General features: G+C 37.2%; 13 protein-coding genes. 12 read left to right on the top strand and 1 reads right to left on the bottom strand.

What is annotated here, in order from left to right; all coding sequences use genetic code 11:
* Positions 1-98: 98 nt before the first annotated feature.
* On the bottom strand, positions 99-1,547 hold the full coding sequence (locus ACEE75_RS08480) for a UDP-N-acetylmuramoyl-L-alanyl-D-glutamate--L-lysine ligase (RefSeq protein ID WP_447574347.1): 1,449 nt from the start codon (positions 1,545-1,547) through the stop codon (positions 99-101).
* Between the two features lie 90 nt (positions 1,548-1,637).
* Between ACEE75_RS08480 and ACEE75_RS08475 the strand changes: the two genes are divergently transcribed.
* The 12 genes from ACEE75_RS08475 (at position 1,638) to ACEE75_RS08420 (ending at position 12,569) form a co-directional block, all read left to right on the top strand.
* Positions 1,638-3,299 carry a putative polysaccharide biosynthesis protein gene (locus ACEE75_RS08475; protein WP_447574348.1) on the top strand — a complete coding sequence of 554 codons (1,662 nt, stop codon included), beginning with the start codon at positions 1,638-1,640 and terminating at the stop codon, positions 3,297-3,299.
* Positions 3,300-3,441: 142 nt separating this feature from the next.
* Positions 3,442-4,536 (top strand): cystathionine gamma-synthase, encoded by a 1,095-nt coding sequence (locus tag ACEE75_RS08470; protein WP_447574349.1) that lies wholly within the window; start codon positions 3,442-3,444, stop codon positions 4,534-4,536.
* A 1-nt stretch (position 4,537) separates the two neighbouring features.
* Positions 4,538-5,698, top strand: coding sequence for a MalY/PatB family protein (locus ACEE75_RS08465; RefSeq protein WP_447574350.1), 1,161 nt, complete (start codon positions 4,538-4,540; stop codon positions 5,696-5,698).
* A 93-nt stretch (positions 5,699-5,791) separates the two neighbouring features.
* Positions 5,792-6,421 carry a uracil phosphoribosyltransferase gene (gene upp / locus ACEE75_RS08460; protein WP_354369637.1) on the top strand — a complete coding sequence of 210 codons (630 nt, stop codon included), beginning with the start codon at positions 5,792-5,794 and terminating at the stop codon, positions 6,419-6,421.
* A gap of 149 nt (positions 6,422-6,570) precedes the next feature.
* Positions 6,571-7,161 (top strand): ATP-dependent Clp protease proteolytic subunit, encoded by a 591-nt coding sequence (locus tag ACEE75_RS08455; RefSeq protein WP_354369638.1) that lies wholly within the window; start codon positions 6,571-6,573, stop codon positions 7,159-7,161.
* Positions 7,162-7,223: 62 nt separating this feature from the next.
* A complete protein-coding gene (locus ACEE75_RS08450) occupies positions 7,224-7,664 on the top strand; it encodes a YlbF family regulator (RefSeq protein WP_447574351.1) in 441 nt (146 codons plus the stop codon).
* Positions 7,664-7,963 carry a DUF2129 domain-containing protein gene (locus ACEE75_RS08445; protein ID WP_447574367.1) on the top strand — a complete coding sequence of 100 codons (300 nt, stop codon included), beginning with the start codon at positions 7,664-7,666 and terminating at the stop codon, positions 7,961-7,963. Before ACEE75_RS08450 ends, ACEE75_RS08445 begins: the two co-directional genes overlap by 1 nt.
* Positions 7,964-8,015: 52 nt before the next feature.
* The gene (locus ACEE75_RS08440; RefSeq protein WP_447574352.1) at positions 8,016-9,188 is read left to right on the top strand and encodes an ABC transporter substrate-binding protein; all 1,173 of its coding nucleotides are present in this window, start codon (positions 8,016-8,018) and stop codon (positions 9,186-9,188) included.
* A gap of 80 nt (positions 9,189-9,268) precedes the next feature.
* Positions 9,269-10,138, top strand: a complete 870-nt coding sequence (locus tag ACEE75_RS08435) for a branched-chain amino acid ABC transporter permease (RefSeq protein WP_447574353.1) — start codon at positions 9,269-9,271, stop codon at positions 10,136-10,138.
* A 3-nt stretch (positions 10,139-10,141) separates the two neighbouring features.
* Positions 10,142-11,095, top strand: coding sequence for a branched-chain amino acid ABC transporter permease (locus tag ACEE75_RS08430; RefSeq protein ID WP_427894707.1), 954 nt, complete (start codon positions 10,142-10,144; stop codon positions 11,093-11,095).
* Entirely contained in the window at positions 11,095-11,859 is a 765-nt protein-coding gene (locus tag ACEE75_RS08425; protein WP_354369644.1) for an ABC transporter ATP-binding protein, read from the top strand. Before ACEE75_RS08430 ends, ACEE75_RS08425 begins: the two co-directional genes overlap by 1 nt.
* Positions 11,859-12,569, top strand: a complete 711-nt coding sequence (locus tag ACEE75_RS08420) for an ABC transporter ATP-binding protein (RefSeq protein WP_354369645.1) — start codon at positions 11,859-11,861, stop codon at positions 12,567-12,569. The genes ACEE75_RS08425 and ACEE75_RS08420 overlap by 1 nt, the downstream gene beginning before the upstream one ends.
* The last annotated feature ends 155 nt before the right edge of the window (positions 12,570-12,724 follow it).

Genomic DNA, 12,724 nt, shown 5'->3' with positions numbered 1-12,724 from the left:
CACATTATACATGTGGGAATTGTTTTTTTCTAGGGAGTGGTTATTATTGTTCAGCTTTGAATTGACTTAATAGCTTTGGGTCATCACTATTTCATTTGTTATGATAAATAACGTTTGGCAACAGTAATGTCGCCATCGTAATTGGCTTGTTTTCCTTCAATAATCTGATAAGCATCTGCGCCTTTTCCTGCAATGATAACGGCATCTTGGTCGGTTTTAGTTTGAGCTAGGGCTGTTTTTATTGCTTCTTCACGGTCTATTATGATAGTTACAGATCGATGGATGTGGCTTTGGATTTCTTGAGAAATGGTTAAAGGATTTTCAAAGTTAGGGTCATCGGCAGATAAGATAACCTTTAGTTCAGGGTATTGATTGATAATTTCGCCAAAATCTTTTCGACGGCTTTCTCCCTTATTTCCAGGTGCACCTAGGATGAGGGTGATTTGTCCTGTCTGATGCTCTTTAACGACTTTGATGAGATTATCAAGGCTGACACCATTATGAGCATAGTCAACAAAGACTTTAGCTCCATTGGCTTGAGTTAGCACTTCCATTCTGCCTGGGACAGTTGTTTCAGCGATTCCATTTTGGATAGCATGGTGTGATGCTCCTAAGCGCAAGCAAGCCAAGGCTGCTGCGAGGGCATTTTCTTGGTTAAAACGTCCAATGAGTTGGATGTGATAGTGCCCAGCTAGCTTCCCTTTGACATCAAATGTAAAGGCTTTTGAGCATGAAATAGGATTGTCAGAGAATTTTCCATAGAAGTCATGATCTTTTGTCGCAACTTCCTCTTTTAAGAGATCAAAATGGTCCATCTCACTATTAATAATTACTGCTCGGCTATTTTTCATTAGGAGGCGTTTATGGTAAAAATAATCCTCAAAAGTAGGGTGTTCAATAGGCCCAATGTGATCAGGACTAATATTTAAGAAAACACCGACATCAAAGGTTAAGCCATAAACACGTTTCACGAGATAAGCTTGACTGGAAACTTCCATGATCAGATGTGTCATTCCATTTTTGACAGCTTCAGCCATCATGGCAAAGAGGTCCAAGCTTTCAGGTGTTGTGAGAGTTGATTTAAAGAATGTTTTTCCATCAAGCGTGGTGTTCATGGTAGAGAGCATAGCTGGTTTATGTTCTTGCTTTAAAATCTGGTAGGCAAAATAAGCAGCAGTAGTTTTACCTTTTGTACCTGTAAATGCCAAAAGTTTTAATTGCTCTTGAGGATTACCATAAAAAGCCATGGCAACCAAACTCATAGCCTGTTTCACATCGTTAACAAGAATAACGGGAATATCAACTTCATAATCTTTTTCAGAAATATAATAGGTTAAACCAGAGTTGATTGCTTTATCTAAAAATTCTTTTTTAAAATGAGCACCCTTGACAAAAAATAGTGTTTTTTGATCTGTTACTCGGCTGTCATAACTTAATTGCTCAAAACAAATATCAGAAGCATGGTAATGATATTGTCCGTTAAAAAGAATTTCTCGAAAATTCTGGTCATTTTTTAAAATGTCTAAAACATGTTCAATTGTAATCATAGTAATATTTTAGACCTTATGTTCCTGTTTTACAAGTCAAAAGGAAAAGTTTATAATAAATTTGATTGAAAAAATTCTAGGAAGTAACTAATGAATAAAGAAACTACTCGTTCGTCGCTGTCTCAATCGGCTCTTAGTCAAGAAGAAAAAATGTTACGCGGGACAGCATGGTCAACCATGAGTAATATTGTTAGCCGCCTATTAGGCGCTCTTTATATCATTCCTTGGTATATGTGGATGGGAGAGCATAGGGCAGAAGCTAATGGTTTATTTAATATGGGCTATAGTATCTATGCCCTGTTTTTATTGATGTCAACAGCCGGTATTCCAGTTGCAATCGCTAAGCAGATTGCAAAATACAATGCCTTAGGAAAAGAAAGTCATAATATCTATCTGATGCGGCATTTTATGCGTTTCATGTTGATACTAGGAATTATTGGTGCCTCTGTGATGTATTTTGGTGCAGGGATTTTTGCAGGTATGTCAGGTTCAGGTGCAGAACTCGTTCCTGTGATAAAGAGTTTATCACTGTCTGTGTTAATTTTTCCTGTCATGAGTGTAATCCGCGGATTTTTCCAAGGGTATAATGATTTAAAGCCTTTTTCTATTAGTCAAATTGCCGAGCAGATTATTCGGATTATTTGGATGCTATTAGCGACCTTTTTCATTATGAAAATGGGATCAGGTGATTATGTTGCAGCTGTGATTCAATCCACTTTTGCGGCTTTTGTTGGGATGTTGGCTAGTATGCTGGTCTTGGGTTATTATTTATGGCAAATGGGTGTATTAGGGAAGTTCTTTTCAGAATTGGATATTGATGAAGAGATTGATTCTCTCCAAATTCTCATTGAGACAACGAAGGAAGCCATTCCTTTTATTGTAACAGGAGCTGCAGTTTCTATTTTTAGCTTGATTGATCAGGCAACCTTTATCAATAGCATGAAGTGGTTCACAAATTTTTCCGAGAAACAATTGGTCACCATGTACACGTATTTCTATGCTAATCCTAACAAGATTGTTATGATTTTGATTTCTGTTGCTTCCTCTATTGGTGGTGTGGGAATTGCATTGATTACCGAAAATTTTGTGAAAAAAGATAAAAGAGCGATTGCTCGTATGATTTTGAATAACGTTCAAATGTTAATGATCTTTATGATACCAGCTCTTACAGGTTCCGTGTTATTAGCTGAGCCACTCTATACAGTCTTTTATGGGCAGTCAGAGACGCTTGCGATTCATCTCTTTATTGCTGTTTTGCTACAAACTTTAGTGGTAAGTTTTTACACCATGTTATCTCCTATGTTACTAGCACTTTTTGAGAGACGTCGTGCGATTCGATATTTTTTAATTGGTTTAGCTGTTAAAGTGGTTTTACAGATTCCTCTTATTTATCTTTTTCACTCTTATGGACCAGTGATTAGCACCACTATTGGTTTATTAGTACCCGTCGTTTTAATGTATCAACGGATCCGTCAAGTGACCCACTTTAATCCTAAAATTATGATAAAAAATGCTCTACTTATCGTACTGATGACAGGGATTATGGCAGTTTTTGTGATATTAACAAAATTTGTCTTAGGTTTTATTTTTGTTCCAAAAGGCTATGTCCAAAGCGCCATTTATTTAGTAATTGTTGGATTTGTCGGTGTAGCGGTATATGGTTATTTAGCCTTATTGACCCGTAGTCTTGATAAATTAATCGGAAGTCGTGCACAACGTCTGCGCCAAATGTTAAAAATAGAGTCTGTTTAAAAATCTAGATTAATATCTAGATTTTTTTTGATACGTTATAAGTAAAAACTATAGCTAACTATCAATAAATGATATACAAGAAAAACGTTATAATGGCTGTTTAAGTGGTAGAATAATAAGAAAACAATATCAGGGGGAAATCATGACAAAATCTTATAAATTAGACACTATCTTAGCGCAGGCTGGTATTAAATCAGATGAAGCGACTGGAGCGTTAACAACTCCCTTGCATTTTTCAACCACCTATCAGCATCCAGAATTTGGTCAATCTACAGGATATGACTATACTCGTACAAAAAATCCAACTCGAACGCAATTAGAAGAAACTTTAGCTGCTATTGAACAGGCAGAATTTGCCTTAGCAACAAGTTCAGGGATGAGTGCGATTGTACTTGCCATGGAAATTTTTCCTGTAGGAAGTAAGGTCTTGGCAGCCAGAGATCTCTACGGTGGGTCATTTAGATGGTTTAATGAGAAAGAAAAAGAAGGACGCTTTTCTTTTGTTTATGCCAATACAGAAGACGAACTTATTGACCAGCTAGATGATACGATTGACCTTGTTTATTTAGAGACACCAACCAATCCCTTGATGGTAGAGTTTGATATTGAAAGTATCGCCAATAAAGCTCATCAACTAGGAGCTAAAGTGATTGTGGATAATACTTTTTATAGCCCTGTTTATCTTAATCCTATTCCTTTAGGAGCAGATATCGTAGTACATTCTGCTACGAAATACCTTTCAGGCCATAATGATGTTTTGGCTGGGGTTGTCTTAACCAGTGATCAAGAACTTTATGATAAACTTTTCTTTAATTTGAATACAACAGGAGCTGTTTTATCTCCATTTGACAGTTACCTTTTGATTCGAGGGTTAAAAACATTGAAGCTACGCATGACAAAATCAACAGAGAATGCCAAAGCTGTAGTAGAAGCTTTGCGACAGTCTCCAGCAGTTAAAGAGGTACTTTATACAGGAAAAGGTGGCATGGTTTCCTTTAAAGTTAAGAACCAAGAAAATATTCCACAAATCATCAATACTTTGGAAGTTTTCACTTTTGCAGAAAGCTTAGGAGGGGTTGAAAGTTTGATTACTTACCCTGCTACACAGACCCACTTTGATATTCCAGCTGAGGTTCGTCATGCCTATGGTTTGACAGATGATCTCTTACGTTTATCGGTTGGAATTGAAGATGCAGAGGATCTGATAACAGATTTAAAGACAGCTTTGGAGGGATAAGATGACAAAATATGACTTTACCACTGTACCTGAGCGTTTATCAACTAATGCTGTCAAGTGGCAGGCGACAAAAGAAGATAAAAATTTGTTGCCACTTTGGATTGCTGACATGGATTTTGTGACCTTTCCAGAAATGACTAAAGCTTTGGAAGAATTTGCAAGGCATGGTGTCTATGGCTACAATGCGACACCAGATAGCCTATTAGATAAAATTGTTAATTGGGAAAAGGAGCAGCATGGTTACTTCATCTCAAAAGAAGACATCACCTTGATTGAGGGAGTTGTTCCTGCTATTTCGGTAGCCCTACAAGCTTTTTCAAAAGAAGGAGATGCTGTGTTGATTAATACACCTGTATATCCCCCTTTTGCCCGAACAATTACCTTAAATCAGAGAAAACTGGTTAATAATTCTTTAATTGAAAAAAATGGTCACTTTGAAATTGACTTTGAGCAGTTGGAAAAAGATATTGTTGAGCATCAAGTTAAAATCTATCTTTTCTGTAGCCCGCATAATCCAGGTGGTCGTGTTTGGTCTAAAGATGAACTTGAAAAAATTGGAAAACTTTGCCAAAAATATCATGTTATCTTACTTTCAGATGAAATTCATCAAGATTTGGCTTTGTACGGTAATCAACATCATAGCTTTAATACCGTTTCGGAAGCTTTTTCGGATTTTTCTGTGATTTTAAGTAGTGCTACTAAAACTTTCAATATTGCGGGAACAAAAAATAGTTTTGTCTTGATTAAAAATCCTGAGCTTCGCGCAGCTTTTCGTAAAATTCAGCTAAGAAATAATCAGCATGAAATTTCAAGCCTAGGTTTAATAGCTACGGAGACTGCCCTAACTTATGGAAAACCGTGGCTAGAGGAGCTCAAAGGTGTTCTAGAGGATAATATCAACTACATTACTGACTTTTTGAGTAAAGAAGTACCGCGAATAAAATTTTTAAAACCAGAAGGAACTTATTTGATTTGGCTTGATTTTTCTGACTATGGCTTATCTCATTCGGAATTGTTTGATAAACTAGAAAAAGAGGCTGGTTTAATCTTAAATGATGGTTTAACTTTTGGTCGCGAAGGGAAATTACATGCTAGACTAAATGCAGCAGCGCCTAGGTCTATCATTGTGGAGGCTTGTCGCCGTTTAGCTGAAACTTTTTAAAATCTTTTCTTTCTAGATGAAAACTCCCTCGAAGTTTGGTATAATAAGGAGAAAAAATTTTAGAAAGTAGGAAGCTCGAAAGAGCGACATCATATGGGAAAATTTCAAGTTATTTCACATCCACTAATCCAGCATAAACTCTCTATTTTACGTCGTACTAGCACCTCGACAAAAGATTTTCGTGAGCTTGTTAATGAAATCGCTATGTTAATGGGGTATGAGGTCTCACGTGATTTGCCACTAGAGGATGTTGAGATTGAGACACCGATTGTGAAAACTGTTCAAAAGCAGTTAGCGGGTAAAAAATTAGCAATCGTTCCAATTTTGCGTGCAGGTATTGGTATGGTTGATGGCTTACTCAGCCTTGTTCCAGCTGCTAAGGTTGGTCATATTGGGATGTATCGTGATGAGGAGACTCTTGAACCCGTTGAATATCTAGTGAAATTGCCAGAAGATATTGATCAACGTCAAATTTTTCTTGTAGATCCTATGTTAGCAACTGGGGGCTCTGCTATTTTAGCAGTCGATTCCCTTAAAAAACGTGGTGCAGCGAATATTAAGTTTGTCTGCTTAGTTGCGGCACCAGAAGGGGTTAAGAAATTACAAGATGCCCATCCAGATATTGACATCTACACAGCGGCGTTGGATGAAAAGCTCAATGAAAATGGTTATATAGTTCCAGGACTTGGAGATGCTGGTGACCGTTTGTTTGGGACAAAATAAGTTTTATCAAAGGTTGAGAGCGTTCTTTCAACCTTTTGCTTTTTCTAAAAAATAGTAAATTTTTTATTTGACCAAGATTGACCAAAAAGCTATAATGGTAATATCTTAATTGATAGAAGTAGGAACTTCTAAGAAAAAGGAGAAATTCTATGATTCCAGTAGTTATTGAACAAACTAGCCGTGGTGAACGCTCGTATGATATTTACTCACGTTTGCTAAAAGATCGTATTATTATGCTGACAGGACCAGTTGAGGATAATATGGCAAATTCTATTATTGCTCAGCTCTTATTCCTTGACGCTCAGGATAATACAAAGGATATTTATCTTTATGTCAATACGCCAGGTGGCTCCGTATCGGCAGGACTTGCAATTGTAGATACGATGAACTTTATTAAATCTGATGTCCAAACTATTGTAATGGGTGTTGCTGCTTCTATGGGAACCATCATTGCCTCATCAGGTACTAAAGGAAAACGTTTCATGTTACCCAATGCTGAGTACATGATTCACCAGCCTATGGGTGGAACAGGTGGTGGCACTCAACAAACAGATATGGCTATCGCTGCAGAGCATCTTTTAAAAACACGTCAAAACTTAGAACAAATCTTAGCTGATAATTCAGGGAAAACGATTGAACAAGTTCATAAGGATGCGGAACGTGATTACTGGATGAGTGCGCAAGAAACATTAGAATATGGCTTTATTGACGATATTATGGCTAATAATGATTTAAAATAAAATCAAAAAGGTGGAAGTGGAGTAACCTAGTCTCCACTTCTTTTTTTTGATATAATCTTTATATGCTAGAAATAAATCAAGAATTGATAGAGATTGACGATGCGATTGATGCTTTAGTAGCGTCCATTTTGGAAACAAAAGAGGTCAAAAATTATAAAAAAGTAAAAACTCGTTTTCAGGAGAATACTTCTTTACAAGAAAAGTTGCAACTGTTTTCTACTTTAAATCAAGATTTTGAAAATCAAAAGGCCTATTTACCCTACAGAGAAGACTTAAAGGTCTTAAAAAAAGAGTGGTTATTACAAAAAAGGCAACTTGATTTGGATCCTTTAGTTCAAGAAATGCGACAGGCAGAGCATGATTTACAAGTACTCTTATCGACCGTTAGTCATTATTTAGCCAAAAGTGTATCGGAGGATATTTTTGTAGATGAAGCCCTGCCTTTATCACCTCATAGACGTCCTCATGCTAAAGGCCATCATATTAGAGAAAGGAATAGCTAATCGTGGACAAAAAAGATCGGATAGGTATTGCGGTCTATCTTTACTACAATCGTGATGCTAGAAAAGTGTCTAAATTTGGTGATGTTCATTACCATTCTAGACGATTGCGTTATCTTGTGTTGTATATTGATGTGGCTGACTTAGACGAAGTTGTGGGTTATTTGGAAAAACAGAAGTTTGTTAAAGATATTAAAGTGTCATCCTATAAAGCGATTGATCAAAATTTTGTAGGGAATCTTCATCAAGAAAAACTGGATATCGAAAAAAATACTCCCAATAGCTTGACAATTATCAGATAATTCAGTATTCTTATTAACGTATATTTTTAGATAACTTTAAGGAGATATAGAGATGAAAAAGAAATTAACATTAGCAGCTCTTGCTTTTGCGAGTACAGCTGTTCTTGCAGCCTGTGGGGCAGCGCCTAGTGGCTCGTCTTCATCGACTGGTACAGAAGTTGGAGATACGATTAAAGTTGGTTTGAACTTTGAGTTGAGTGGAGCAGTTGCGGCTTACGGTCAAGTTCAAAAAAATGCTGCGGAGCTTGCCATTGATGAAATCAATAAAGCAGGTGGTGTAGATGGAAAAGAGCTTGAAATTGTTTCAAAAGATAATAAGTCTGAAAACAATGAGGCGGCATCTGTTGCTAGCAGCCTAGTCACTCAAAACAAGGTTAATGTGATGATTGGACCTGCAACTTCTGGTGCTACAGCAGCAGCAACACCGGCAGCAACAAAAGCAGCAGTTCCTCTTGTGACACCTTCTGGTACACAAGACAGCCTAACTTATGCCGATGGAAAAGTAAAAGAGTACGTTTTCCGTACGACTTTCCAAGATAGTTTCCAAGGTCAAGTCTTGGCACAATATGCTACAGAAAACCTTTCAGCTAAAAAAGTTGTCCTTTATTATGATAACTCAAGTGACTATGCCAAAGGTATCGCCAATGAGTTTAAAAACCAATATAAAGGGGAAATTGTTGTAGAAGAAACTTTCCAAGCTGGTGATAAAGACTTCCAAGCCGCTTTAACAAAAATCAAAGATAAAGAGTTTGATGCTATCATTATGCCTGGTTACTACACTGAAACAGGCTTAATTACAAAACAAGCACGTGACATGGGTATTGATAAACCAATTCTTGGACCTGACGGCTTTAGCGATGAAAAATTCATTGAAAATGCTACAGCAGCAGGAACAAACAATGTTTATTATGTTTCTGGTTACTCAACAAAAGTTGATTTATCTGATAAAGCTGCTAAATTTGTAGAGTCATATAAAGCAAAATATGGTGAAGAACCAAACATGTTTGCTGCACTTGCTTATGATTCTGTCTACATGGTAGCAGAAGCTGCAGAGAATGCTGAAAACTCAAGCGAAATTGCTAAGAACTTTGCTAAGATTAAGGATTTTGATGGGGTAACAGGTAAAACAACAATTGATGAAAAACACAATCCTGTTAAGTCAGCAATTATGATTGGTCTCAAAGACGGTAAAGAAGATTCTGCAACTGTCGTTGAGGTTAAATAATATATCTAAAAATTACAGTATCTGGGAAAGGAAAGCTCCTTTTCCAGATATTATTATGTTATAGAAAGTTTGGTGAAAACATGGTTCAACAACTTGTCAATGGCTTAATTCTAGGAAGTGTTTATGCCCTCTTAGCATTAGGTTATACAATGGTTTATGGTATTATCAAGCTCATAAACTTTGCTCATGGTGATTTATACATGATGGGTGCGTTTATTGGTTATTATTTGATTAATGCCTTTAAGATGAACTTTTTTGTGGCTTTGGTCTTAACAATGGGCTTGACAGCACTTTTAGGTGTTATCATTGAGTTTTTAGCCTATCGTCCACTGAGAAATTCAACGCGTATTGCAGCCTTGATTACAGCAATTGGGGTATCTTTCCTTTTAGAGTATGGAATGGTTTATTTTGTAGGTGCTAATACACGTGCCTTTCCGCAAGCCCTTGAAACAGTACGTTATCATTTAGGACCTGTAACGGTAACTAACGTCCAGTTGACGATTTTGGCCGTTTCAATTGTCTTGATGCTTGGTTTGAACTTTATTGTTAAGCAAACAAAGATGGGGAAAGCCATGCGTGCGGTGTCTGTTGATAGTGATGCGGCACAGTTGATGGGGATTAATGTTAACCGTACAATCAGCTTTACTTTTGCTTTGGGATCAGCTTTAGCAGGGGCTGCGGGATGCTTGATTGGTCTTTATTACAATGCGATTGATCCTCTTATGGGGATGACACCAGGTATTAAAGCCTTTGTCGCTGCTGTATTAGGTGGTATTGGAATTATTCCAGGAGCTGCTATCGGTGGTTTTGTTATTGGACTTTTAGAAACTTTCTCTGTTTCAATTGGTTTATCAAGTTTCAAAGACGCGATTGTTTATGCTATTTTGATCATCATTCTTCTCGTTCGTCCAGCGGGTATCCTTGGTAAAAATGTGAAAGAGAAGGTGTAAGTAATGAAGAAAAATTTAAAAGTTAATTTAACTTGGTTAGCACTTATTCTAGCTACTTATGGTATTATTTATGCTTTAGCGATGGCTGGTGTTATTAATCTTTATTATGTACAAATTTTGATGCAGATTGGGATTAATATCATTATGGCTGTGGGAATTAACCTTGTTTTAGGTTTTTCAGGGCAATTTTCACTAGGTCAAGCTGGCTTTATGGCAATTGGTGCCTATGCAACGGCTATTCTGACAACCTCAAATCCTACCTTTGCAGGATTTTATCTCTCTATGCTTGTGGGCGCTGTTTTGGCGGCTATTATTGCACTTATTGTAGGTATTCCAACTCTTCGTTTGAAGGGAGATTATCTTGCTATTGCTACACTTGGTGTTGCTGAGATTATTCGTATGGCCATTGTCAATGGTGGCGACTTGACAAACGGTGCGGCTGGTCTAACAGGGATTCTAGAATATACGACTTGGCCAGTTGTTTTTATCTTTGTTGTTTTAACAACTGTTTTAACCATCAATTTCTTGCGTAGCCCAATAGGACGTGAGGTGATTGCTGTTCGTGAAGATGAAATCGCAGCAGAGTCAATGGGTGTTAATACCACCAAGGTTAAGGTAATGGCTTTTGTTTTGGCAGCTATCACAGCTAGTATCGCAGGATCCTTACAAGTTGGTTATATCGGGACAGTCATGCCTAAAGACTTTACAATCATGAAATCAATTGAATTCTTGATTATTGCGGTATTTGGTGGACTTGGTTCAATGACAGGTACTATTGTTGCAGCAATTGTTCTAGGTGTTCTAAATATGTTCTTGCAAAATGTCTCTGATCTTCGTATGATTATTTACTCATTAGCCTTAATTCTTGTTATGGTATTCCGTCCAGGTGGTTTACTTGGAACAAAAGAGTTTAGTCTAATGAAATTCTTTAAAAAAGATAAGGAGGGCAAAAACTAATGGCACTTCTTGAAGTTAAAAATTTAACCAAAAACTTCGGTGGCTTGACTGCCGTAGGTGATGTGACAATGGAATTAAACGAGGGAGAGTTAGTAGGGCTTATTGGTCCTAATGGAGCTGGTAAGACAACTCTTTTCAACCTCTTGACAGGTGTTTATGAGCCAAGTGAGGGAACTGTTACACTTGATGGTACTGTTTTAAATGGTAAAGCACCCTATACTATCGCCTCACTAGGTTTATCGCGTACCTTCCAAAACATTCGCTTGTTTAAGGATATGACGGTACTTGATAATGTTTTGATTGGACTTGGTAATAATCGTAAACCACACATTTTAGCGAGTTTTTTACGTTTGCCAAAATTCTATCAAAATGAAGAAGAATTGCGTCAAAAAGCTTTGGACCTTTTGGCCATCTTTGATTTAGATGGTGATGCTGAGACATTAGCTAAAAATCTTCCTTATGGGCAACAACGTCGCTTGGAAATTGTTCGTGCCCTTGCAACAGAACCTAAAATCCTGTTTCTAGATGAGCCAGCGGCAGGGATGAACCCTCAAGAGACAGCAGAATTAACAGGTCTGATTCGAAAAATTAAAGAAGAGTTTGGAATTACCATTATTTTGATTGAACACGATATGAGCTTGGTAATGGAAGTTACAGAACGCATCTATGTTCTGGAATATGGTCGCTTAATTGCCCATGGAACACCAGATGAAATCAAAAACAATAAACGTGTTATTGAAGCTTATCTTGGAGGTGAGGCATAATGGCGATGTTGAAAGTAGATAACCTATCTGTAAAATATGGTGTGATTGAAGCAGTCAAAGATGTTAGCTTTGAGGTTAATGAAGGTGAAGTTGTCACTCTTATTGGGGCTAACGGTGCAGGTAAAACCTCTATTTTACGGACTATCTCAGGTCTTGTTCGTCCCTCGGCTGGAAAAATTGAATTTTTAGGGCAAGAAATCCAAAAGGTTCCTGCTCGTAAAATTGTGGCAGATGGTTTATCACAAGTTCCAGAAGGACGTCATGTTTTTGCTGGTTTAACAGTTATGGAAAACTTAGAGATGGGAGCTTTCTTACGTAATAATCGTGAAGAAAATCAAGCTAATCTAAAGAAAATCTTTGCACGTTTTCCACGTCTAGAAGAACGTAAAAATCAAGATGCGGCAACCCTCTCAGGTGGGGAGCAACAGATGCTTGCAATGGGGCGTGCGCTGATGAGTCAACCTAAACTTTTGTTGTTAGATGAACCGTCTATGGGACTTGCCCCAATCTTTATCCAAGAAATCTTTGATATTATTCAAGATATTCAAAAGCAAGGGACAACTGTTCTATTGATTGAGCAAAATGCCAATAAAGCATTATCTATTGCTGATCGTGGTTATGTTCTTGAAACTGGTAAGATTGTTCTTTCTGGTACAGGTCAAGAACTTTTAACATCAGATGAGGTTCGTAAAGCTTATCTAGGTGGTTAATGATTAGAAAAAAGGAGCAGTTAGTGGCTCCTTTTTTGCTATTATTTTCTTTTATCTAGTTTTGGCTCAGTTCTTGATGATAGAAGAGGAAAGAAACAAAGTTTGATTTAGCCAAAATATTTTCATAAAGTTTTCGTAAACGATTACAAAATGTG

The sequence above is a fragment of the Streptococcus sp. 11273D007BT genome, assembly GCF_053547195.1.
The sequence above is the reverse complement of the archived record's forward strand: the minus strand, read 5'-3'. Positions and strand labels throughout refer to the sequence as shown.